Annotated in this window: 15 protein-coding genes, 2 pseudogenes and 1 other annotated feature; of the genes and pseudogenes, 11 read left to right on the top strand and 6 right to left on the bottom strand. The window is 67.2% G+C overall.

Annotation, left to right across the window (positions count from 1 at the left end; translation table 11 throughout):
* The first annotated feature begins 337 nt into the window (after positions 1–337).
* Both ONA70_RS20620 and mraY read left to right on the top strand, forming a co-directional pair.
* Positions 338–958: a DinB family protein gene (locus tag ONA70_RS20620; RefSeq protein ID WP_265008102.1), complete on the top strand. Its 621-nt coding sequence runs from the start codon at positions 338–340 to the stop codon at positions 956–958.
* A gap of 28 nt (positions 959–986) precedes the next feature.
* Complete coding sequence (mraY, locus tag ONA70_RS20615; RefSeq protein WP_265008101.1) at positions 987–2,090, top strand: phospho-N-acetylmuramoyl-pentapeptide-transferase; 1,104 nt, start codon at positions 987–989, stop codon at positions 2,088–2,090.
* A 189-nt stretch (positions 2,091–2,279) separates the two neighbouring features.
* On the opposite strand, the gene ONA70_RS20610 is transcribed toward mraY, so the two are convergent.
* Positions 2,280–2,477, bottom strand: a complete 198-nt coding sequence (locus ONA70_RS20610) for a hypothetical protein (RefSeq protein WP_265008100.1) — start codon at positions 2,475–2,477, stop codon at positions 2,280–2,282.
* 571 nt (positions 2,478–3,048) lie between these two features.
* On the opposite strand from ONA70_RS20610, the gene ONA70_RS36985 reads away from it, so the two are divergent.
* From ONA70_RS36985 to ONA70_RS20575, 8 genes are all read left to right on the top strand, one after another.
* Positions 3,049–3,747 (top strand): site-specific integrase, encoded by a 699-nt coding sequence (locus ONA70_RS36985; protein WP_406601222.1) that lies wholly within the window; start codon positions 3,049–3,051, stop codon positions 3,745–3,747.
* Between the two features lie 26 nt (positions 3,748–3,773).
* Positions 3,774–5,267, top strand: a complete 1,494-nt coding sequence (locus tag ONA70_RS20605; RefSeq protein ID WP_265008099.1) for an ADP-ribosylglycohydrolase family protein — start codon at positions 3,774–3,776, stop codon at positions 5,265–5,267.
* A gap of 217 nt (positions 5,268–5,484) precedes the next feature.
* Positions 5,485–8,484, top strand: coding sequence for a DEAD/DEAH box helicase (locus ONA70_RS20600; RefSeq protein WP_265008098.1), 3,000 nt, complete (start codon positions 5,485–5,487; stop codon positions 8,482–8,484).
* Entirely contained in the window at positions 8,481–8,936 is a 456-nt protein-coding gene (locus ONA70_RS20595) for a sacsin N-terminal ATP-binding-like domain-containing protein (RefSeq protein WP_265008097.1), read from the top strand. Before ONA70_RS20600 ends, ONA70_RS20595 begins: the two co-directional genes overlap by 4 nt.
* 94 nt (positions 8,937–9,030) lie before the next feature.
* The gene (locus ONA70_RS20590) at positions 9,031–13,002 is read left to right on the top strand and encodes a hypothetical protein (RefSeq protein ID WP_265008096.1); all 3,972 of its coding nucleotides are present in this window, start codon (positions 9,031–9,033) and stop codon (positions 13,000–13,002) included.
* Between the two features lie 552 nt (positions 13,003–13,554).
* Positions 13,555–13,713 carry a hypothetical protein gene (locus ONA70_RS20585; protein WP_265008095.1) on the top strand — a complete coding sequence of 53 codons (159 nt, stop codon included), beginning with the start codon at positions 13,555–13,557 and terminating at the stop codon, positions 13,711–13,713.
* A 202-nt stretch (positions 13,714–13,915) separates the two neighbouring features.
* On the top strand, positions 13,916–15,097 hold the full coding sequence (locus tag ONA70_RS20580) for a tellurite resistance TerB family protein (RefSeq protein ID WP_265008094.1): 1,182 nt from the start codon (positions 13,916–13,918) through the stop codon (positions 15,095–15,097).
* Positions 15,087–16,490, top strand: coding sequence for a hypothetical protein (locus ONA70_RS20575; RefSeq protein ID WP_265008093.1), 1,404 nt, complete (start codon positions 15,087–15,089; stop codon positions 16,488–16,490). The genes ONA70_RS20580 and ONA70_RS20575 overlap by 11 nt, the downstream gene beginning before the upstream one ends.
* A 667-nt stretch (positions 16,491–17,157) precedes the next feature.
* Here the strand turns inward: ONA70_RS20575 and ONA70_RS20570 are convergent.
* From ONA70_RS20570 to ONA70_RS36980, 3 genes and pseudogenes are all read right to left on the bottom strand, one after another.
* Positions 17,158–18,210 (bottom strand): ATP-dependent DNA ligase, encoded by a 1,053-nt coding sequence (locus tag ONA70_RS20570; protein ID WP_265008092.1) that lies wholly within the window; start codon positions 18,208–18,210, stop codon positions 17,158–17,160.
* 51 nt (positions 18,211–18,261) lie between these two features.
* Complete coding sequence (locus ONA70_RS20565; RefSeq protein ID WP_265008091.1) at positions 18,262–18,726, bottom strand: hypothetical protein; 465 nt, start codon at positions 18,724–18,726, stop codon at positions 18,262–18,264.
* A 254-nt stretch (positions 18,727–18,980) separates the two neighbouring features.
* Positions 18,981–19,469, bottom strand: a pseudogene (locus tag ONA70_RS36980) (transposase); the annotation flags it as partial.
* Positions 19,136–19,248: a sequence feature (AL1L pseudoknot), on the bottom strand. Its footprint overlaps the pseudogene before it by 113 nt.
* 58 nt (positions 19,470–19,527) lie before the next feature.
* On the opposite strand from ONA70_RS36980, the pseudogene ONA70_RS20560 reads away from it, so the two are divergent.
* Positions 19,528–19,751, top strand: a pseudogene (locus ONA70_RS20560) (IS5/IS1182 family transposase); the annotation flags it as partial.
* 112 nt (positions 19,752–19,863) lie between these two features.
* Here the strand turns inward: ONA70_RS20560 and ONA70_RS20555 are convergent.
* Both ONA70_RS20555 and ONA70_RS20550 read right to left on the bottom strand, forming a co-directional pair.
* Complete coding sequence (locus ONA70_RS20555; protein ID WP_265008090.1) at positions 19,864–21,228, bottom strand: SdrD B-like domain-containing protein; 1,365 nt, start codon at positions 21,226–21,228, stop codon at positions 19,864–19,866.
* Between the two features lie 390 nt (positions 21,229–21,618).
* Positions 21,619–22,842, bottom strand: coding sequence for a hypothetical protein (locus tag ONA70_RS20550; RefSeq protein ID WP_265008089.1), 1,224 nt, complete (start codon positions 22,840–22,842; stop codon positions 21,619–21,621).
* Between the last annotated feature and the right edge of the window lie 781 nt (positions 22,843–23,623).

Below are 23,623 nucleotides of genomic sequence, written 5' to 3'. Positions count from 1 at the left end.
GCCGGCCAGCCGGACCACCAGCCGTTGGCTCGATGATCCGGCGCTGCAGCCGGGCGAAGCTGGTCCGCCCCCGCTCCCACACGATCAGCTCCCCGTCGAGGATCACCCCCGGTGGGAAGGTGTGGCGGATCGCCCGGGTGATGTCAAATGGCGACGTCGGTTATCGGAACTGTCCGAATGCCTGTCGTATGGCTATCTCCGCGGCTTCGGACACAAGTTGAAACCTCGGGCCTGGCGCTGCACGATCGTCGTCGGATTCGTGTCGGCGAGTTACGAACCACGGCGCTGTGAGGTCCAGGGCTGCTCCGCTTGCCGTCGGATGGCAAGCTCGTGTCCCATGATCGAGGATTTCGCGAAGAGCCATCTGCACGGCCAGCTCAGGCGGACACGTCAGGCGCTGGTCTGGAAGCTCGATGGCCTGTCCGAGTACGACGTCCGGCGTCCCTTGACAGCGACGGGGACCAACCTCCTTGGCCTGGTGAAGCACTTGGCGACCCTGGAGGCCTGGTATTTCGGTGAGGTCCTCGGCCGCCCGTACCCGGAGCCGCTGGGGCGATGGCAGGACGCGGACGGCAGCGACCTGTGGGTGACCCCGGACGAGACCCGCGAACAGATCATCGACTTCTATCAGCGTGCCTGGGGGCATGCGGACGCGACGATCAAAGAGCTTCCCATCGACGCGCCTGGCCACGTGCCGTGGTGGTCGCGGCCCGACGTCAAGCTGTTCAACATCATGGTCCACGTCCTTCAGGAGACCACCCGGCATGCCGGACACGCCGACATCCTGCGTGAGCAGCTCGATGGCCGGACCGGGATGATGGCTGAGTACGAGGAGCAGATCGACACGGCGGCCCGGGAGGCGTACTGGGCGAAGATCGAGCGGGCTGCGCAGGAAGCGGTCGGCGGCTCGCATCATGCCGACCTATCCGACACGCATTGCGCGGTGGGGACGCCGTGAGAAATCCGGATCTCGGGGAGGTTCGCCCGTGAGGGCGGTCATCGTCGCGGCCGCGGTCGCGTTCATCATCTCCCTGTTCGGCACGCCGGTGGCGATTCGCGTCTTCACCGCGCTCAAGGCCGGCCAGCCGATCCGATCCATCGGGCTCGCCAGCAACCAGGGCAAGAAGGGCACGCCCACGATGGGCGGCGTCGTCTTCATCGTGGCGACCGTCTTCGCCTACGTCGCCGGGCATATCGCCCTGGCCACCCTGCCTGAGCGGCAGATCGCGCAGGAGGGGCCGACCATGACGGCCCTGGTGCTGCTCGGGCTGTTCGTCTTCTGCGGCGCGGTCGGCTTCTTCGATGACTTCCTCAAGGTGCGCTGGCGCAACTCCGACGGACTGTCCGCCAAAGGCAAGCTGCTCGGTCAGGCGATCGTCGGCGGTGGGTTCGGCATCGCCGCGCTCTACGTGCCGAGCACCAACGGCCAGACCGTGGCCAGCGAGCACATCTCGCTCATCCGCGACATCAGCTGGCTGAACGTCGGCAAGGTCGGCGCGGTGATGGTCTTCGTCTTCGTGATCATGGCGATGTCGAACGGCGTGAACCTCACCGACGGCCTCGACGGCCTGGCCACCGGCGCGTCGATCCTGGTGTTCGGCGCGTACGCGCTGATCGGCTTCTGGCAGTACCGGCACTGGTGCGCCGACGACGCGTACGCCCGCGTGAACGACTACTGCTACCAGGTCCGGGATCCCCTGGAGATCGCCATGATCGCGGCGGCGGCGGCCGCCGCCTGCGTGGGATTCCTGTGGTGGAACACGTCCCCGGCGCGGATCTTCATGGGTGACGTGGGCTCGCTCGGGCTTGGCGGCCTGATCGGCGGGCTCGCGGTAGCAACCCGCACCACGCTGCTTTCGATCATGATCGGTGGGCTCTTCGTCATCATCACGACGACCTGGGTGATCCAGATCGTCTCGTTCCGGACCACCGGTAGACGTGTCTTCCGGATGGTGCCGCTGCACCACCACTTCGAGTTGGCCGGATGGAGCGAGGTCAATATTGTAGTCCGGTTCTGGATCGTGGCCGGCGTCTGCGTGGCGGTCGGCCTGGGCCTGTTCTACTCGGATTTCTTGGCAGTCGTTGGATAAAAGCCACGCGACAAGCCTGTGTCGTGCCACCGGCGCCTGGCGCACCAGCCACACATCCCGGCGCGCCAGGCGCCCCCACACCTCGTTCCACCACCTCCGGACCACCTCCTGCACCAGGTGATCGTACGCATGTTCGAAAGCGGTGTGAGGCGGGGTGGAAAGAAGTCGGCGGACTCGGCGGGGTGTAGGTCACTCGCAGCGGTCCTCGGCGCCTCGACCATAGGGCTCGCAGCAGTCGGGACGGTGGCGGTACACACGCAGATCACGCCCCTGCCGAAGACCGCGCTCGGACGTGATCTCGTACAGGCACGCCCCCCACACCACGGTCTCCCCGCCGCCGGGCACCACCTGGCCGTCACCCGGCCCGCCGCGCAGCAGCACGTCCATTCCCCGACCGTACGTAATCGGCGACAACCCGACCCGGCTTACCCGCTGTCAGCGCCAGTTCATCGGCCGGCAGCTCCTACTGGCCTCAAGGATGCAGGCGCAGCGCGGCGGCGATCATGCAGCACCGACCAGGAGGTGACCCGTAGGGGAGTAGTCGATCTTCCAGTCGGCGTAGACACCAAGGACACCATCCCGGGTACAGCGCAGCCCGACGCTGACCCACCGGACCTCACCATCAGCGCGCAGAGCGAACCCGACCGCGACCTGGAAGGCTTCGCCGCCGCACGGGCACGCGCACTCCTCGGGGTCGGCTTCCTGCCGGTAGTCGGCACTGTCTGCGACCAAGGCACGGTCACCGCAGGTCACGCACCCTGTCTGCGCGCACCCGCTCTCGTCGTCGACATGGACCGCGAAGGTCGTGCCGCCGCACCGGTGGCAGCTCACCTCCTTGACAACAGGCTGTAGTCGGCTGGCGTAGTCATCCAGTGGATCTGATCAGGCTGTCCGCCGCTACTGTCGGGCGTTGGCACCGTTGAGTGGTTGACGTAGTCGTCGACTGCCCGGAGCTGTAATGCACCTGTTCTTCGCAGACGAGCGGACGGTCCGTAAGGCTGGTGGTGCCCCGGGGCTGAGTGCACCGGAGATTTCCGATGTCCTCGCGAGGTTCGCGCCGATCCCGGGTACGCCGGTGCTGCTGTCGGAGTCAATGTGGCCGGTAGAGCCGCTGTGCAGCTGGTTCCGGGAGTTGGCGCTGAACCGGCGCAGCCCAAAGGCGATGCGCGGGTACGCATATACGGCGTTGATGCTGCTGCGGTTCCTGCAGGCCCGAGGGCTCGACCCGGCGTCAGCTTCTGAGGCTGACGTCCAGGACTTCCGGCGTTGGCGGCTCGACGAGGCCGAGCAACGGTCGGTGAGGCGGCCTGGGATCGCGACGCGGCAGCGATCGGCTGCCTCTACGACTTCCTGCTGCGGCAGGGCGTCGTTGAGCGCCGGCCATGGCGGGCGACGACCCGCCGGCAGCGAACGCTGGCCAGCGGGACCCGCCGCGACATGCGGGTGCGGCACATGGAGCTTGAGCTTGCGGTGCGCGCCTGGCGCCGGCAAGCGGAGAGCCAGCTATTGGCGCCATTGCTGGCCGTACGGACACCCGGTCCCGCCGATCGGCGTCACGGTGATGGCTGTGGCAGTGCCGATTCGGCGGGCGGCAACCCTAGCCGGGATGAGGATGCTTCAGCAGCGCTGTCGCAGTATGGTCGCCGGGCTGGCCTAGGCCGATGCGGGCGTGGGGAGTTGGCGGTGGGGGAGTTGATGGCGGCGACTGTGCCGTTGAATGCGATCCAAGGCGACCGGGCTGCCGGTGTTCTCCTCGCGGCGGCGTGCGGTGACGCGTTGGGCGTGCCGTACGAGTTCCAACCGCCCCTTGCGGCCGGCGAACAGCCCGAGATGCGCGGCGGTGGACTCGGCCCGTACGCGCCGGGTGAGTACAGCGATGACACCCAGATGGCGGTATGTATCGCGGAGGTATCCGCCACCGGGGCGGACCTGCCCAGCAGCGACTCCCTGGACCGTATCGCCGGCAACTTCCTACGGTGGAGACGGGAGGGCGCCAGCGACATCGGGGCCCAGACCCGCCAGGTCCTCGACGCGGTCTCACAGGCGAGCGGAGCGGGCATCGCCGCGGTGATGCGGGACGCGGCCGCGGAGTTGCACCGGCGGACTGGCCGCAGCGCCGGTAACGGGTCCCTGATGCGCACCGCGCCGGTTGCGCTGGCCTATCTCGGTCAGCCGGAGGCGCTCGCAGAGGCCGCCCGGGCAGTCAGCGAGTTGACCCATCACGACCCCCTGGCCGGGGACGCGTGTGTGCTGTGGTGCGCGGGGATCCGCCGGGCGGTTCTCGACGGGACCTTCGACGGGGTTCACGAGGGTCTGGACCTGCTGCCCGCGCAACGCCGTGACCAGTGGTCGGGCTGGTTGGCCGAGGCGGAGTCCAAGCCGCCGGAGCAGTTCCGTCCCAACGGATTCGTGGTCGCCGCGTTACAGGCCGCCTGGTCGGCGATCACCCACACCACCGTTCCGGACCACAATCCGGGCCGCGGCCGTTTCCCCTGCCAGCATCTCGAACGCGCTTTGGCGGCGGCAGTGCGCGTCGGCAACGACACCGACACGGTTGCGGCGATCGCCGGGGCGCTGCTGGGCGCCCGGTGGGGCTCCTCCGCGGTGCCCCTGGCCTGGCAGCGCGTCGTGCACGGTTGGCCGGCGCGGCGCGCGGCGGACCTGATCCGCTTGGCCATGTTGACGGCCCAGGGCGGCCAGGCCGGCCAGGGCGGTTGGCCGGGCTGCGCCCACGCGCCGCGACCTGCGGTTGCGCCGTTGATGTTGACGCATCCGCGCGACCCCGGCGTGATCCTCGGCAACCTTCACACCGACGCGGCCGCGGCGCGCGTCGGCGCGGTCGTCTCCCTGTGTCGGGTTGGCTGCGACGACTTTGACGATGTGGCCGTCGGCAACCGGGTGTCGGTGTGGCTGGTCGACCAGCCCGGCGCCAATGCGCAGCCGCACTTCGTGGTCGATCAGGCCGCCCGGATGATGCTTGAGTTGCGCAAGGAGGGCCATGTCGTGCTGCTGCACTGCGCCGCCGGTCAGAGCCGCACGCCGGCGGTCGCCGCCCGCTACACGACCTTGACCACCGGCACACCGGCGCGCGCCGCCCTGGCCGAGCTGCGCGGCCTGCTCGACACGCACGGCTGGACCCTCAACCCGGAACTGCGGCAGGCCGTCGAAGAGTTGTGACCGGTCTCGCCACGGCTCCCGCTTGCCGATACTCGCCGACTCCGCTGCCGGTCACACACGGTAGCTGCACAGGCCTTATTAAGAGGACCTGTTCTCGTTCCGTGGCCCGCCCGCGCTGCGGAGTGCGCGGACTTCGTGACCATTCCGGTCTTCCAGACTGGCGCCACTCAGCGGAGGGATCAGCTGTATGACAACGGAGTTCGCCCCAGGAGTCACGGTGCGACTCGTTGCGCGGCCGGATGTGATCGGCGTGATCACCGGTTCCCGGGAGATCGGCGGCGTGCTTCGGTACGACGTGTTTCACGACAACCGGACACATGGCTATTTCGGCTCCCAGGTCGAGGTGGTGCTGCCGGACTCGAAGGAACAGAAGATCTCCGCGGCAGCTCTCCGGGCGGGTCTGACGTCTGAACTGATCAGGGATAAGAACACCAGCTACTTGCACGCCCGCAACGTTGGACGCATCGACTACGAGCCCTACCAGTTCCGGCCGGTTCTGAAGATCGTGCAGGCGGACCGCCCACGCCTGCTCATCGCCGACGACGTCGGCGTGGGCAAGACGATCGAGGCCTGCCTCATTCTCAAGGAACTCCAAGCACGCCACCGCGTCCGTTCGGTTTTGATCATCTGCCCGAAGCCGCTGGTGGTCGATGAGAAGTGGCGCAACGAGCTCAAGCGGTTCGACGAGGACTTCGTGCACCTTGATGGCTCCGACCTGCGCTTCTGTATCGAGGAGGCCCTGCGCGAAGGGGAGTGGCCGGCTCGGTTCGCAAAAGCGATCGTTCCCTACTCACTGCTCGACGAGCGCCTGCTCGTGGGCAATGACGCCAACGGCCGGCTGCGGCAGGCCGGGCTTGTCGATCTTGCCGGTCCACGCTTTGACCTGGTGATCGTCGATGAGGCTCACCACATCCGCAACCGCGCCACCTTCGCCTACCAGAACGTGAAGCGCCTAACCGCGTCGGCAGAGGCGGTCGTGCTTCTCTCTGCTACACCGCTGCAGACGCAGAGCCGGGACCTGTTCACGCTGGTTAACCTGCTGCGCGACGACCTTGTCCCGACCGAGCGTGACTTCGCTCAGATGCTTGAGCCGAACCACCACCTCTACGAAGCCATCGAGGCCGCCCGCGGCGGACAGGACGGATGGCAGGACGAGGCCGAGCAAGCCCTCAACGACGCGCTCTCCACAACCTGGGGACGCGCCGTGACGGCCGTAGACCCGCGAGTGGAATTGGTCCGTGAACTACTGACCGAAGACCCCGGGGACGCGCGGGCACGCGTTCGCGTCGTGCGCACGCTTGAGGAGCTCAACACCTTCTCCTCCATCGTCAGCCGAACCCGTAGGCGCGACATCGGAACGTTCACCACACGCAAGCCCAGCGCGCCGGTTGTTCCCTTCACTCCCGAGCAAGAGGTCGTCTACAACGCGGTCATCGATCTGGGACGGCGCATCGTCGAGCGCCAGACGCCGGGCATGCCGGTGGCCTTCCTGTTGTCTATGCTTCGGCGCCAGGCGGCCAGCTCGATCAGCGGCCTGGCGCCGCTGGTGGAGCAGGTGCTGGAGAACCGGCTCGACAAGGTCGAGTTCTCCGAGATCGGTGACGACGCGCCGGACGACGTCCCCCCGTCGCTGGGCGAGCTTCGGGCGGAGATCCGCGCCATCGGGCAGCTGGCCGAGGGCCTCAACGGTCTTCCCGACCCAAAGGTCGACGTCCTCCGGCAGCTCGTCACCGACAAGCAGGCGGAGGAGAACAACAAGGTCCTGGTCTTCAGCACCTTCCGTCACACGCTGCGCTACCTCCAAGAAAAGGCCAGCGCGTGGGGTGTGCGAGTAGGTGTGGTCCACGGTGCCGTCCCGGACGAGGACCGGCATTCACTGCGCCGGCGCTTCAAGCTGCCGAAGAGCAATCCTGACGCGATCGACTTGATGCTCTGCTCGGAGGTCGGCACCGAGGGCCTGGACTACCAGTTCTGCAACACCCTGGTGAACTACGACATCCCGTGGAATCCGATGCGCATCGAGCAGCGCATCGGCCGCATCGACCGACGTGGGCAGCAGAGCGAGTCCGTCGCGGTCATCAACATCCTCACCGAGGGGACCATCGAGGCGGAGATCTACGACCGCTGCCTACTGCGTATCGGTGTTTTTCACCGCGCATTGGGTGGCAGCGAGAGGATCCTCGGCGACTTGACGACCGAGCTGCGCAGGATCGCGGACGATCTGTTTCTCTCCGACGCCGACCGGGAGGAACGGCTACGCCAGATCGCCGACAACGAAGTGGCGCGCATCCAGGAGCTGGAACGGATCGAGGACCAACAGGGAGTGCTGCTCGGGCTGACCACCGAGTCGTTCGAATCGCGGGTCGCGGAGGCGAGCAGCGAGTGGCTCTCCGACGAGAAGGTCGGCGACCTCGTCCGGGCCTACCTTGAGGCCGTCCTACCGGGCCGCCGGCTGGCACTGAGGCCGAACAAGGTCGCCGTGGTGCGCTTGGACGAGAACGCCGCTGCCCGCGTGAGCGGCGACCTTCATGCCGCAGTCGGCGGCGACGCCCGGCTGGAGCGGCAGTTACGCCGCAAACCGGCGGTCCTACGGGTCACCACAGATCCCGAGTTGGCCGCCGACGACACTGACGTGGAGCTGCTCAGCGCGACTCACCCGCTGGTGCTACTCGCCGCCCAGCACGCGGCGTTGCCGGGCGCACCGATGGCGTCGTTGCGGGTTCGCTCTGACGTCGTGCCACCCGGCAGTTACCCGATCGCGGTCCACGCCTGGACGAGGCTCGACGTCCGTGACAGCCTTACGCTCCGCTACATCAGCACGGATCCGGCAGTGGAGGTCGCCGCGGACAGCCTCCTGACGCTTGCCGTCGACGGCGACGCAAGCGTGGCCCTCTATGAGTCAGATGTGGACGCGCTCGAGCAGCGGCACCAGCGGGAGTGGGAGGTTGCCCGTAACCAGCATGTCGCTCGGGCGAGAGCCGCTGGTGCCCAGCGGGTGGCATCACTGCGGGCACAGCGAGATCGGCAGCTTCATGTCGTCCAGGAGAACGCCGACAAGGTCAGCGACCCCAAGATCGTGAAGATGCGCCAGAGCGAGCTGATCGCCGTCAGAGACAAGTTCGACCGGCTCATCGCACAGCACGAACGTGCAGTCACCGGCGCCGACCTCATCACCCGTCATCTGGCGACCGTGTCCCTGGAGGTCGAAGCACCGTGACCACGTTCGACGCACTGTCCGCGCGGCGCAGCGCCTATGTCGTGGCGGCGCGTGACAACGGCTTCGAGGAAGGGCTACGCCGGCTTCTCGCCGACCTCTACCCCGACAACGCACACTTCATCTATGAGCTGCTGCAGAACGCGGAGGACGCCGGTGCTCACCAGGTGGTCTTCAACCTGAGGCGCGATGGCCTGCTCGTCGAGCACGACGGCGCCCGCCTTTTCGATCTGCGTGACATCGAGTCGATCACCAGCATCGGGCAGTCGACGAAGGCGGACGACGCGACGAGTATCGGCAAGTTCGGCGTCGGATTCAAGGCGGTCTTCGCCTACACACAGACACCCCGTCATCCACTCGGGCACGCACTCGTTCGCCATTCGCGATCTGTTCGTCCCCGTTTACGTACCCGGCCGCGGGCAGCCGGGGTGGACCACGTTCTGGTTCCCATTTGACCGTCCCGACAAGCCTGCAGACCGTGCGGCGGCCGAAGTCGCGCACGCGCTGCGCGAGCTTTCCGGGACGACGCTGCTGTTCCTGAACAACATCATGTCGATCGCCAGCTCCGTGCTCGGCGATGAACCGCGGCACCTCGATCGGCGTGCCATCGGTGGCAACGTGATCGAGATCGCCAGCTCCCACGACAAGGCGGGGCCGGCGCGATGGTACCGGATCAGCGGTGACGTCGAGATCGACGGACGTCCCGTCCCGGTCGCGGCGGCGTTCGCTCTCGAGGCACCGGCCGCGAAGCCTGACACGTCGCAGAAGCCGAAGCCTGACACCGCAGAGAAGCCAATGACCCGGTCCAAGGGCTACGCGGTGGCGCCGGTCGACGGCCAGGTGTCGATCTACTTTCCCGCAGTCAAGGAGACATCGGGGCTGAGGTTCCACATCCACGCGCCGTTCGCCTCGACCGTGGCCCGCGACAGTGTTCGCGACGATCCAGGAAACGACGCGCTCATCGACGGGATCGGCAGCCTCATCGCACAAGCGCTGCCGGTCATGCGCGATACCGGCCTGCTCACCGACGGCCTGCTCAGCGCGCTCCCGAACGCTGACGATGGCCTGCCGGCACGGTACCAGGTCCTGCGCGAGCGGATCATCGAAGCGTTCGACAACAAGCCGCTCACGCCGGTGGCCGGCGGCGGACACGCACCGGGGAAGCAACTACTCAGATCTGACCGCAGCCTTCGCGAAGCTCTCACGGTCAAGGACGTGCGCTTCCTTCTCGGTCTCGCCGAGCTTGATGACCGCGAGGCCATCACGGGCTGGATGCCGGCCCGGGAGGGCAGAGCACGGGCGTTCCTCGACTCGCTCGATGCGATCGACTTCGGTCCCAACGAGCTTGCACACGCGTTGGGTCGCGCAGCTCGTGCCTACGAGAACGTCACTCGATACGGTTTTAACCTTCGCAGAGTGCCGTGGCACGTCGAGAAGCAGTACGAGACGTGGCAGGGCTGGACGAAATGGATTGAAGCCAAGCCCGATGAGCGGCTCCGGGCTTCCTACATCGCGTTGGGCACCCTCGCCGGCAGGCTCAAGGCGAGCCACCCCTACAACCTCACACTGGCCAAGGCGCCCCTACTCCGGGTTCGGGACGGCGCCGCGACCCGGCACGTGCCAGGCAAAGAAGCCTACCTACCGACGGCGCCGGGCCTGCACGTTGACGGCCTCGTGCCGGACTCGCTGCTGGTTCCAGACGATGACGGCGACGAGGCGACGAAGGACGTGACCAAGGGCGCGCGTCGAGCCCTGCACGACTTCTATGAACATGCCGACGTCCAGCCATGGGATGCCGCAGCCCAACTGCGGGCCCGGTTCGAGACCTACGACCTCCATCCCGCATCCGTGACCGCGCGACACGTCGACGACCTGCGTCAGCTGAAGCGGCTGCTCGACGACGACGTCGTCGAGGCGAAGGCCTTCGAAGGCCTTGCCATCCTCGTCGCCGTACAGCGCGACGGCGAACACTACTGGGCGCCACCCCGCGACGTCTACCTCGACCAACCGTTCATCGCGACCGGTCTCGCCGCCCTCTATCAATCGCAGCAGTACCGAGGCACCCCACCCGGCCGGCTCGACCCCGCGTACGCGTCTGAGGACTTCGATGTCACAGGCCTCGCCGATACGCTCGATGTCACGCGCGGGCTCTCGGTCAGGCCCGCAGACATCTCAGACAACCCGAAGTTTCAGAAGTCGTGGTCGCGAGGCAGACAGCGCGCGTATACCCGGGTCGCGCAGGACTGGCAGATTCCCAACTTCGACCTGATCGTCGCGACCGAGGACGAGGACCTGTTGCGCTCCCTTTGGCGGGCAGTCGTCTTCGCCAAGGCATCCTTCGCAGAGGCCGAGTTCCAGGCGAACATGACCAGCCCCCGCTACGCCATCGAGTCGCAACTGCTGCAAAGCCTGCGCCACACACCGTGGGTCCTCGACAGCGACGGCAACCTTCGGCTCCCCACCGACATCACCGCCGACGAGCTGGCGGAAGGCCTTATCGTTCCCGACGCCTCACCGATGCTGCAGCACGTCGGCTTCGGCAGGAACGCGGCCATCGCGGTCGAGGAACGCCGAGAACGCGAACTGCAAGCCAAGGCACTCGGCTTCGAATCCGTCGACGTTCTGCTCGAGATCGCCGAGGCCTACCAGGCGGACCCGGACAGCATGCGGGCCTGGCTACGTGAGCGGAAGAACCTGGCACTGCCGGAAGGTGCCTCGGCCGACCCGGAACAGCGGGCCCGACGCGCGGGCGAGAACGCGGCGGATGCACCCGAGCGCCGGTCTGAGAAGCGCATGCGCACCGTCCAGATCCAGGTGCCGGGCCTCCAAAGTGCCGCGAGGGCCTACCTCACCCAGATGTACACCAATGACGAAGACGTCATGGTCTGCCAGGTGTGCACCTCGGCAATGCCCTTCAAAATCGGCGGCGACTACTACTTCGAGGCGGTCCAGTTTGTCAAGGACAGCACCCGCGACCTGCACGAGAACCGCCTCGCACTGTGCCCAACGTGCGCGGCCATGTACCGCCACGCCCGGGACACGCCGCTAGAAGACCTGCGGGCATCACTGCTCGCCCACCACGTCGGCGGACAAAGCAGCATCACCATCGGTTTGATGCTCGCCGGCGAGGCCGCGATGATCCGTTTCGTCGGCAAGCACGCCATCGACCTCCAGGCTGCACTGGAGGCAACGAAAGGCATCCAGAGCGAGGACGACGAGCCGGAAGGTCCGCTCCCACCCGACGTGTCGCGAGGCATGGCAACCACATCGGCTCCGACCTCCGCAGCTCCGCGTCCCGCAACCGCCTCGCCGCCTTCGTCGGGGCGTGCGCATCGCCCAGCGGAATCCACGCAGAGCTTGGGAGACCGCCCGATGGCGCCGGAACACCTCGTTCAGCGCCGATCGGAAGCAGGGGCGCCGGGCCCGGCCCGCGGCAAGCACATCACGGAGACGGTGATCGGCGTAGCCGCCGGCGGCCATTTCTACCTAGTCCGGTGCTCGTGCGGATTGGAGAGCCAGCCGCTGGACGATGCCGACCAAGCTTTCGCGTACGCAGACGCTCATGTGTGGCGGAAGCCACTGCCGCCATCCCTACTATGGGAAGGCAATCCGGAGGGGCCGCATGTCGCGGAGGTCATCACCGCAACTGCGAGCGGTAGCAAGCTCCACTTCGTGCAGTGCATATGCGGTTACAGAAGCAGGGTGGACGGAGACGCAAAGCGAGCAGCCTTCTTCGTTGATTCGCATCCGTTCATTTCGCAACAGGCTGCGCGGTGGAAGGAAAGGGCGGCTGCGGAACGGCAGCGCGCGGCGAGGCGGAACGCAGCAGCACGGGAGACGCTGAAACGGGATCCGCGGGTCTACGGTCCGATTGCCTACGACCCAGCGCGCGAGATGGTGGTGATCCCACCGGTCCAGTCGCCGCATCCGGCAATCTTCGGAGTGTGGGACGATTCGCTGGCTGCTATGAGGGGCTTCGTGCTGGACACTCTGGCACGCGTCAAGCAGTTCACCGATTTCGTCGAGGCTGACAATCGGGTCGAGACGAGGGTGCCGGTGATCGTGAACCTCGTGCCGCGTCCTGACAACCCTCACACCCGCGAGGCGATCTCTGTAGCCCGTCCGCCGGGGGACGGCGGTTCGGTGGTCGAGCGGCACATGGGCTACGTCTACAACCATACGCTCAAAATATGGGGCGAGAGCCTGCACAGGCTGGCTGTGGCCGCCTCTCCGGCCCCGATCGGCTGTCATGGCTGGATTTCACTCAGAAAGATCAAGAAGGATGCAGTCGAGCGGGGAGAACGGCTGGTCGACTTAGCAGAGATTGAACCCGGGGACAACCTGTGGTCGTTCAAATATTGGGACTCCGACTGGGAGGTGCGCCGGAACTCACCCTTCTCACGCGCCGAAATGCTTGAGATCGGCTACCGAATCGACCACATCTACCTGGACATCCCGCTTCCGTCGCACCTTAAGAAGATGGTGGCCGTCTATGTAAAGAGGGTGGCGAGCGCGGGCTAATGGGACCCGGCCCCGAACTGTGGGTGAAGGCGTTGATCGGCAACGAGCTGGGCACCGTCACGGAATCGATGACGCTGATGACGACGGAATAGGCATCCACCCGCGACCCACGCTGGCCTGCTCGAGCTGACGTATGCCTGTTGGTGACGACCCTTGTCGATGGGGATGGTTGCTGGCGCCGTACCTCCGCGTCCCGGCTGGTTTGATCTTGCGCTTGGCGGCGCATGTCCGCACTTCCCTGGGCCATCAATCGGAGGGCCGGAGGTGCTTGACGCCGTGTGCGCTACTTGCCGTGGCGGGTTCTGGCTGGCGTCATCCCGGCATCGAGAGAATCGAGTCCTCCGCCCGCCGGTGAGCGTGACGACCGCGCCTGGTTCGCTCTGGACCCCAGATCATCCTGTTTGAACACGGTCTGCGCCTGCATCAGCAGGATCCGGACTCTCCTCTGTCGCGCGATGGCGAGCCGTATCCGGACGATGACCGCCGGCGGCATCGACCGCGGAGCCGGAAGGATCGGCGGCTCGACGGCGCCGCGTTTCTGCGAGCCTCGACATGCACTTCGGCAAGGCCGATGCGGCACCGTGCGAACTCGCCGATGCGTTCCACGATGTCGTCGTCCCGATCCGCCACAACGAGCACATCGCTGCCGCGGCGCTGCGCGGGCCGGCAGCGGGTGCGGCAGACCGGCCAGTGGTGCGGGCACAGCATTGATGGATGCTCCGCGACGGCCGGGCTGGCGCTGCTCGCCACGGATTGGGCGGAGGAAGACATTCCGCTGATTCAGACCATCGGTCTGCTATCGGACCGGTCCGGGCCGTTGGCCCGAACGGGTCTGCGGCAAGGGCCGCTGGGAGGACGTCGTCTTGCCGGTGGCTACCGATAGCCTTTCGCCAAAGACATGAAAGGGATGGCGATGGACCTTCGTGACGTTGGGCTTGGACGGCTGAAGGGCGTTGCTGACGCCGCTGGACGGATGGTTGCCGACAGCACGAGCGCCGCGTGGCAGCTTGTCGCTGATGCTGCTGGCGATGCCCAGGAGAGAGTGAAGCAGTCCGCCGAGCAGGTGCAGGCGAAGGTTGCAGAAGTCACGGACAGCATGTCGGCGTGGTCGTCCCGCAACACCGCTAATTTCGGCGACTTGTCCGCGCTCAGCGTCGACGGGAAGTTGCTCTATTGCCGCGTGTTGGTGAGCTTGGCGCTGGTCGACGGCCTCCTCGATCCTCGCGAGATCGCGAATCTGTACTTGTTCGCATCGACGATTGGTCTCGACGGCGAAGCGCGATCGGAGTTGCGCAGGGAAATCACTGGGGCGCAACGCGATGCAGCGAGCGACGCAGGGGTCCCCGACGCCACGGTGGAGCTGTCCAGGGAATTGCACGACCTCCTCGAGGAGGATCAGCGCGAGCCGGTGTTCACGGTGCTGGTGCGCGATCTGGTGCGAATTTCGCGAGCTGACAGGCATGCTGCGGACGCTGAGCGTGAGCGGATCGTGCTGGTCGCAGGACTCGTGTTCCCCGAGTCAGCTGACAAGGTCGTGGAGGCAACCGAACGGTTCGTGATTGCGGAAGAGGAGTTCGCTTCCGGCAAGATCACGACCAGCCAGTTGGAGACCACCACCAAGGACATTGCTGCCAAGGCGGCTGCGTTCGGTGCCCCGATCGCCGCGGTCAGTCTTGCTGGCAGCGTCTCCGGCCTCAGCGGGGCGGGAATCACCTCGGGTTTGGCGGCCTTGGGGTTCGGCGGTTTGCTGGGCTTGAGCGCGATGGTCACCGGGATCGGCACCGTGGTGATTCTCGGGGTCGCGGTCCATCAGGGGGCGCGTTGGGTGCTGGCCACCAACGAGCGTGAACGAGAGAATCGGCGCGAGCATCTGATTCAGCAAGTCATCAAGAATCACCAGCAGGCGATGGCCGAGCTCACCGACGATATCGCGGGGCTCGGTCACCGGATGGAGGCCTACCTCACCCAGACCACGAGGAACGAAGAGCGACTCGCCACGCTCCGGGCTGAGTTGGCCGCGTTTCAGTTGGCCTTGGTGAATCTGCAGACCAGCCAGGAGGCCTTCGAACGGCGGGAGCCGCTCAGTGTCGAGTGACCAGCTTTCGGCTGCTGCCGCGGTCGTGGCTTACCAGGCCGTCACGCTGACCGAACTGCGGGGCTTGTTCGACCAGGTGGAATTCGACCTCAAGGATGTCCTCGAACGCGAACTTTGCGTCAGCGACACCCTGGACTCGGTCGAATCCGAGTTCGACGCGGTGCGCGCCCGCCTCCAAGCAATGGGCATCCTCGTACCAGACCAAGAGTCCCAGGCGCGCGCGGTGACCACCGTGAGTGTCGAGACACCGAGCTACTCCCGTTACGCCGTGCCCATCGTCCCGGCTGAGGGCGACTTCGATCAGCTCGTCAGGCTTGCCGAAGCCCGGTTGGATCTGCTGGGTATCGATCTCACCCGGGACCCGCTCCAGCAGGTTCTTCCCCCCGGCCAGATAGCCCGCAGCCTGCGCAGCTACACCGAGGAACATGGCGACATCAGCTGGGACAAGACCGACTGGACGGTCATCCTGGTTGCCGGAGCCCTCGCGACCCTCCTTGACGTCATCCTCGTCCGCATCCCCCAGGACGCCACCTTCCTAGGCAAGAAGTACACGGGATCGCCGCTCACCAAATGGCTCAAGGACAAGGATCGGGCTCATGACGTCCACGTCCGATTCTTCAAGGGATTCGAAAAGCTGGCCAAAGTGCCCTATGACGCCTCCACCACGAAGGCCACCGATGGCCTGGTCAGCGGCATACGGCCGGCTCTCCATCGGCTCCAGAGCCTCGGCCACGATCCGGCCCTGGGTTTCCTCTACGGCGTGGCAGATCTCATGCACGGCACCGGCACCTACATCGACAAGGCAGGGCAACTGGTCCAGGTCGCCACCAACCACGATCCGGTCGACCTGATCACCGCCCTCATCACCCAGGTGCGCCATCTGCTCTCGGACGTCTACACACCTGCCGGCCTGCAGCCCCCGTTCTTCAGCCTGCTTCAACTCGGCCAGGTCAACTCGCCGTTCGCATTGGGCGCCTCCGGTGTCAAGGTGCCCTGGACCGACGTCGCCCGCTACATGTATACGAACGGCTACGACCTGCGCCATTTCTTCACCATGGGGATCACTCCTGGCCTCGTGTCCGCGATCATCCGCGGGTACTGGCTTCTCAAAAGCTATGCCAACGGCGGTACCGCAGCGCAACGGAAGATGGAGCACGCCAAACTCACCTCCATGCTGCTGCTCGGGCACACGATCGCCACCTCAGGCACACTTCTCAAGACCGGGCTGCTGTTTGGCATGAACCCGGCCGCCCTCAACTACAACCAGATTCTCGCTATGGCGCCCGCCACCATCGCCTGGTTCAAAGAAGCCATCGCCCGCGACCATCGAATCAATCAAGCCCTGGAGAAGGAATGGGAAATGCTCCTCACCGAATCCGAGGGACAATCGTGATCAGCGAGCCGAGTCACGAGCCTGGGCAGACTGTCAATCTGACGGCCCCGACGTGCTCGAGGCGCTCAAACTGACCGGCGGCACCAGCCGCGGCCAAGGTGCATCCGCTGGCGACGTCCGGATCAACCTCCCACTTCGACGACCTCGGCAGCGGCCGTCACTCCGTGGTCGATTCACGACGGGTGGCCGCAGCTGTACAACCCTCTGCCAGCGCCCAATGGTGGGCAAGCCACTGATCGTCCTCGACGGTGCGGGCACGCGGTCGGCCGCTGAGGACCGCCTGCAGTTCACTGATGGACATCGGCCGCTTCACGACGCCCCCCACCGCCCCTGCCCGCACTGCTCGGCTGCTCGACGCTGCTCCGTTTGTCGCTTGCCGTACCTGTATGTAAGCCAGCCGATGAAGGCCGGGACACCGAGGAACAGGAACAGCCCGCCAGCAGCCGGGCCGAGTGCCGACGTATGCCACCGGCGGCCACCATCCCGCCGCAGATCAACATCATGAACAGACAACCCATGATCCGACCCTGCTCAGTGAGCGTTACCACTCGCTTAGCGCCGAGAAGACGCGACTCATGATCATGATGGCAGCACTGATGCTGCGCGGCTTGGTTCCATCTGTCCATCTCCTGCCTCCTTGCCGAAACGCGGCCTCCAGCGGCCGCTGCTACGGCTCGCCGAAGTAGCCCTCTTCCTCGCCGAGCAGCAGCGGCACGTCGTATACCGACATGTCCGGCCGGGCCCGCGCGTACCGCACTCGATGCCGCCAGCGGCCGTGCTCGAACGCGACGTCGGCGTCGATCTCCGCCACCACCGTCGGCTCGACCTGCACGTACCGCAGCGGCTCCGGCCTCTCGAGCTGCCCCGACCAGGACGCCGGCAGCGGCTCCGGCCACGGGCGCGCCACGGCGGCCAGGCGGTGCTGCAGAGGGTGCAGCGCCGACAGCAGCCCACCGAGCTGCTCCTGCTGGGCGCCGGTCAGCGGGTGGGTCCGCCCGCTGTACCGCAGCCGTCCCCGGCGGTCGAACCGGCCGAGCAGTACGGTGTCCGGGCTGCGGATGCTGCCGGTCACGCCGCCGACGATCGCCTCGGTCACGATCCGGGTCCGGAACTTCCACCAGCCGCGCCGGCCCGGCTCGTACCTGGAGCCCAGCCGCTTGGTCACCACGCCCTCGATGCCGGCCGCGACGGTCCAGTTCAGCAGCCAGTCCGCCACCTCCCGCATGTCGGTCGTCTGCGGGGTCACGGTCAGCTGCGCCGGCGGGTCGACGAGCAGCTGCTCGAGCCGGGCCCGGCGCTCCGACAGCGGCAGGTCCAGGATCACCTCCCCGCCGACGTCGGCCAGGAGATCGAACAGCACGTAGTGGGCGGGGCATTCGTGGACCAGGCTGAGCAGCCCGCGGCCGGCGGTGACCCGCCGCTGCAGCAGCGCGAAGTTCGTGCGGCCGCGCTGCCACACGATCAGCTCACCGTCCAGCACTACCCCGGGCGGGAGCGCCCGGATCGCCCGGGTGATGTCCGGAAAGTAACTGGTGACGTTCCGGCCCGCCCGCGACTGCAGGTAAACGCCGTCGGTCTCGCGGAAGGCGATGCACCTCCACCCGTCCCACTTCGGCTGATGGATGAGGTCGGGGCCCTCGGGCACGGCGTCGACCGGCGTGGCGAGCATCGGCGCGACCGGCCGGCGCAGCACCGGGTCCGCCGCCGCGCTGGTCCTCACCTTCGCATCGTGAGGGAGCGGGCGCTCGGCGGGCAGCCGTGTCACCCGATGTCACCTTGGCGAGGGAACGACCGCCGGGGAGGATCCCGGCGTGGACGAGCTCGAGGCGGTGGCCGCCATCGCGGACCCACGGACGCGGGCCCGCCGCGGCGGCGAGCTCCTCACCGAGCACCAGCGCGCGGTCAAGGCCCTCTCGCAGATCCGCCGGGCCGCGCTCGAGGCGGTGACCTGCCGCCAGTCAGCGACCCGCAGATCCTCATCGATCTCTTCCCAGACGCGGTCCTGGACCGCCTGTTCCAGAGTCCGGCCACCGAGTAGCTGGTCACGAAGTGTCTTCCTGAGCGTCTCCGGGAGTTCGACCGCCTCGAGCGGCACGTGCAGGCGGTCGGCGAGGTCGGTGGCCAGCGTCTTGCGCTGGACCCGGGCCGCGAACAACTCGTCCTGCAGCAGCGCCTGTCGCTCCTCAGGACGCATACCCATCCGCTCGGCATCACCAGGGAAGTAGTCGAAGAACACCGCGCCCCGCGACAGCGGATCGATGTCCAGGAACCGCAGCAGGTCGGAGCGCTTGAGGGTGATCGGCGCCCAACGAAACCCGGAGGACGGCGGCGGGCCGACAGCGCCAGCCGTCCCCGCTCGTCCTGCTCCAGCGTGCGGCGCACCTCCGACCCGTCGGACAGCAGAACCGTGGCAGTGGCCGGCGTGTCGGCGTTGAGGTTGCGTAGAGCCGGCGCGAATGCCGAATCGAAGTCGTGCGACCGCCCGACCCGGATGCCCCGCCGTCGCAGCGGCGCGTGGATTCGCGGGCTGCCATACGTCTGCCCGGACCGGTCGTGGGTGTCGATGATCTCCGACAGCAACCCGCGGTCGGCGACCTCCGCAGGCCGGGGGCGGCCTCCCGGGCCAGCCAGCCGTAGTAGGTCGACGGGGCGATCTTCAGGACCCGGAGGATGGGCTCGACCCCGAAGCGGTCGCGCAGCTCGCTCACGAGCGTCATGACCTCGCCGGGTCGGGCCGAGTTCCGATGCGAAAAAAGCGGACGCGGCCTTGAGGATCTCGTTGGCTCTGCGCAGCTCAGCGACCTCTTTGCGGAGCCGCCGCAGTTCCTCGGCCTCGGCGGTGGTGGGCTGGTCGAAGCGCTCACCGTGATCAGCCTGGTCCTGGCGGATCCAGTTGCGCAGCGCCTCGGGATGCACGCCGAGTTGCTCGGCCAGACGCTTGATCACCGGCTTAGGGTCGGACTCCCGATACAGCCGCACCGCACGCTGGCGCACCTCGTCCGGGTATTTACGAGGGGCGGGCACAGAGAATCCGAGCTACCGGGGGAACCTCATGATCATCCCGTACCGCAAGGGCAGCCCGCTACCGGTCTGGAAGCAAGACCTGAACGCCCAGCAGGCACGATCCGAGCGCAGGTCGAACACGCCCTGGCCAGGATGAAGAACTGAAAGGTCCTACGCGACTACCGCCACGCTGCCGGCACATTGACCGACGTTGCTTCCGGCATCGCACACCTGCACAACATCGCCCTGACCTGGTGACAACCAACCCGGCTGCAGACAACGGCTTCACCCAGTTACGAGACAGCCCTTAGCGAGAATGTGGCCCCGGCGGCGGGAAGCTGCCGGGGCCGCATCTGGCGTCCGTCGTCTGTTACGAGGTGAGGTCGATGAAGCCGACGTCGATGGTGGTGTCGCTGCCGGCGGTTACATCGATCACGGCGCTGTTGCCGGCGTCGATGCCTAGGTAGATTTCCCGCTGAATGGTGACGATATCGGAGTCGGTGGCGTCATCGCCTACATCGGGACGGGTGAAGTCACGGTACCGGGACTCGATCTGCACTTGGACGATGTACGGGCCGGGCTTGAGGGCCGCTGAGTAGGTCCCATCCGGGTTCAGCACGCCCGTGACCTCCGTCGGATCCCCGTCGACAGGGGCCTGCGGCAGGAACAACAGGGATCGGATGAAGGCGCTGCCCGGCTCGTCGGCGTCCCGTTGTCCGTCGCGGTCCTGGTCGATCCACAGGCTGCCGCGGATGGTGCCCGGTTCGACGACGGCGACGCTGGCCTGCGCCGTGTTGTTGGCCGTCGACACCTCGCCGTCGACCGGGCGTACCTTTGCGGTGGCCGTTTGCGCCTCACCTGGCGTGCCGCTGTCCACCCTCGCGCGGAGCCAGGCCGGTTCGAGGACCTGACCAGGGTAGATGGGGCCGCGGTGCACGCAGTAGTAGTCCCCGAAGCCAGGCGCCGGGTTCAGCAGGACCTGACAGTCCCAGTCACCCTGAGGAAACCCGGCCGTCGGCGTCATCGTGTCGGGGAGGTAGACATCCAGCTGGAAAGCCCCGGTAGTCTCGCCGGCGCCTATGTTCTGGACGTTGAGCGTAAGGATCACCTCGCCGCCGACGATCACCTCTTCAGGGATGGCCGTCATGCCGATTGCGAGGTCGGCAGCGGCGTAGTGCACCGTCACCTGGTCGGTGTTGTTGGTGGTGGTCAGCTCGCGGCTGCTCGTCGTCGCCGCCGCGCCGATCGTCACCGCCTCGCCGTGGGCGCCGCCAGGCAGGTACAGATCGAACCTCAACGACTCGGCGACCGCGCCGGCGGCCAACGGCCCGTGGATACAGGTCCACGTCGGTGCGGTGGAGACATCGCACTTCCACTCGGCGAAGTAGGGCGGTTCGGTGGCCATGCCGGCGCCGGGCGGGAGGGTGAGGGTCACGGTCACGTCGCTGGCGGCGTCCGTGCCGACGTTACGCACCTCGGCGGTGGCGGTGGTTACGCCGCCCGTCGCGGTTACTTCGGTGGGGCTTGCCGTGAGGGTGACGGCGACGTCAGCACGGCGGGGGCCGGCGAGCGCCGGACTGGCCGGGGCGACCGCGGCGACCGTGCCGGACAGCGCCAACAGGGCGCAGCCGGTGCGCAGTGCTCGGCGGCTGCGCTGCCCGATGGAGGTGACGATCGACGCACTCCCCGCGAGTGCGCCGAGCAGCTTGAGACGTCGTTGCTGGTGCAGAGACATGGAATCCTTACGCCAGAGGGACGCGCCGGAGGGTTCCGGCCCGGACAGGGATCGATCCTGTCTGTCTGCACAGCGCCAAACTGATGACCTTCGTTACGTCTGTCCATAAAGGAGCCCTCGTGTGTTGGCCGGGCCGAGAACCACCACCAGTCGGCAACCCGCTTGCCTTCCGAGCCGGGTGCCCGGGCTGCCGTACCTAGTCTGTTGAGCGGACCAGCGAAGGCCGGTCGCGGCAAGTCCGGGGCCCGCCCTTCGCGTGTGTCGCGGCCCCGCCGACCCGCGGGTCCGCCAGCACGTCGGCAGCGGAGCACCAGGTGCCCGCCGCAGGAGCACGGCCACGTGCGTAGGGCGACGGACAGAGATTGGGCATCAGTTCCCTGAGCCGGGTGATCAGCGGTAGCACCGCCAGGCGTATGGATCGCCGGAATTCGATGTTCGTGCGTAGGTGTCCGAACCGTACGTGTCGCGGCAGGCGACGTTCATGTCGACGGTGGACGCAGACAGAAGCCTCGTACATTGCCAACTGCCGTCGTTGCGGGGGTCCGCGGAGCTCCCGGCGGCGTGCCGATCGCAGTATCCCTGGGCCATGTTCGCCACCCCGCCGTTGCTCGATGGCCCGAGCAGGAGCGGACTCGCGCTTCGGGTTTGCGTCGGCGTGGTCACGGAGCGTGTCGGGGGCGGCGCGGCGGGGCGGGTGACCGACGGTGCGGGGCTAGGCGAACGGGTGACCTTCGGTGTGGTCCTGGGCGTGGCGGAGGAGCTCGGGGTCGCGGAACTCGGCGTCGCCGTCGGCATCTCCGGGACGGCAATCGGCTCCTCAGATGCGTCCGGCGGGATGGTGGCTGTCACCAGCGGCAGCGCGCCTTCCGGCGGCCCGCCCGACCTCCAGGTAAACGTCAGAGCGCAGACCAGCGCCCCCACCGCGAGCCCGCCGACCGCGATCAGCCAGCGTCGCCGGCTGGCCGGCCGCGGGCGGGCATCAAGCTCCAGGTTGTGCAGCACTCGGGTCGGAGCGTCTTCGATCGCCTCGGGGTACTGCGGGGCGGACCCGCCGTAGCGGTACTCGTTGAGGTCGGCGTCATCGTCGTGCGGATAATGCTCCTCGTGGGCGTAGCCCACCTCCGGTACGGCGTAGGTCTCCTGCAGCCCGACATGCGCGTCCTCGCGCACCGGGCCGGCGTCGTTCGGTCCGTACGGCGCCTGGGCCCGCCGTTCCTCCCAAGAGGCCTGCTCGTGCTCGTCGCCCCGGAAGGTCTGGTCGGGCTCGTAGCCCGCCGGTGCGGGGTCGGCCCCCGGCTCGGATCCCCGGTACGCGTAGTCGTGCTGGCCGTAGGCCCGGTCGTACTGCTCGTATTCCTCGTACTGCTGGCTCGCCCGGTGTCTTGCGTGCCGCGCTTCGTGCTCCGGGTTCGTGTCCTCGGGCTGGTAGGACTCCTCGTACGGGTCCGGCACGTCCTCGCGCCACTGCGGCGCGGCGGCCTCCGGCCACTCGTCGTACGTGTCGGAGTCGCTTGCTGCCGGCCGCGACAGGTGAGCGGTCCAGCTGTCAATTTCACTTGGGTCGTCGTCTTGGGCAGCCCCATCGGCGGGGCGAGCGGTCGATTTCTCGGCCACGGTCGCCGGCCTCCTCTGAACGCACAGGTGCGGACAGCTAGCTGACCTTACTCACCATCAGCCAAAAGTCCACCCAGCTCATCCGGCGAACAGACAACAGGCCCCCGCCGTCGGCCGCGTGTTGCTGGATCACGTTGACCAGGTCCGAGTGATCATCGAGTCGGACCGCACGCTGCCGTGAGCTGGCCGACATTCATGCGCGCCTTGCAGAGCTCGCGGAGCAGATCCGACGCCATCGGCAGCGCGGATAGCCAACCGGCTGCGCGACCCGAGCTGCCCGGATGCCTGTGCTGGCTGGCTGCTCATCGCGCGGAAGGCCCCGTTCTTGGGGGTGAACGCGGCCTTCCTGTGCGCCGTACGGGAACCCGGGGGTCGAGGGGCACCCGCTCCGGATGGTGGCCGTGCACCCCGACCTCTCAAACCGGTCACCGACACATCCGGGGAACATATTAGGCAGGACTCGCGGCACCTGCAGAGCGGGCACGCGCTTGAGCCAGGCCGTGGTCGGGCGCGGCCGGTTTCGCTGGTGACCCGCTGGAGGACTTCGTCTTGGCCGTGCACGAGCTGGTCACCAATATTGTGCGCCATGGTGGCGGCGGATGGCTCCGCCTGCTGCGCGACGCCCCATCCGTGTCCTGCCAGGTCGACGGTGGAGAGCGACAAGAACGTGGTGAAGGCGCGGTCGGAGCCTCCGTTTGAGACCGGTCCGCCGGAGGTGATCGTCTTCGAGGTGGCCACCGCGCGGCGCGTCGGCGTGCAGCCGTGCTACAACACCGTCGCT

The organism is Micromonospora yasonensis, assembly GCF_026013475.1.
Classification (GTDB): Bacteria; Actinomycetota; Actinomycetes; order Mycobacteriales; family Micromonosporaceae; genus Micromonospora; species Micromonospora yasonensis.
This window is presented reverse-complemented; position numbering and strand designations above follow the sequence as displayed.

Excerpts from the sequence above, each read along its gene's own strand:
- ONA70_RS20620 (WP_265008102.1), top strand. The coding sequence starts at position 338 with ATGATCGAGGATTTCGCGAAGAGCCATCTGCACGGCCAGCTCAGGCGG.
- ONA70_RS20610 (WP_265008100.1), bottom strand. The coding sequence starts at position 2,477 with ATGGACGTGCTGCTGCGCGGCGGGCCGGGTGACGGCCAGGTGGTGCCC.
- ONA70_RS20590 (WP_265008096.1), top strand. The coding sequence starts at position 9,031 with ATGTCGATCGCCAGCTCCGTGCTCGGCGATGAACCGCGGCACCTCGAT.
- ONA70_RS20585 (WP_265008095.1), top strand. The coding sequence starts at position 13,555 with ATGCACTTCGGCAAGGCCGATGCGGCACCGTGCGAACTCGCCGATGCG.
- ONA70_RS20580 (WP_265008094.1), top strand. The coding sequence starts at position 13,916 with ATGGACCTTCGTGACGTTGGGCTTGGACGGCTGAAGGGCGTTGCTGAC.
- ONA70_RS36985 (WP_406601222.1), top strand. The coding sequence starts at position 3,049 with ATGCACCTGTTCTTCGCAGACGAGCGGACGGTCCGTAAGGCTGGTGGT.
- ONA70_RS20555 (WP_265008090.1), bottom strand. The coding sequence starts at position 21,228 with ATGTCTCTGCACCAGCAACGACGTCTCAAGCTGCTCGGCGCACTCGCG.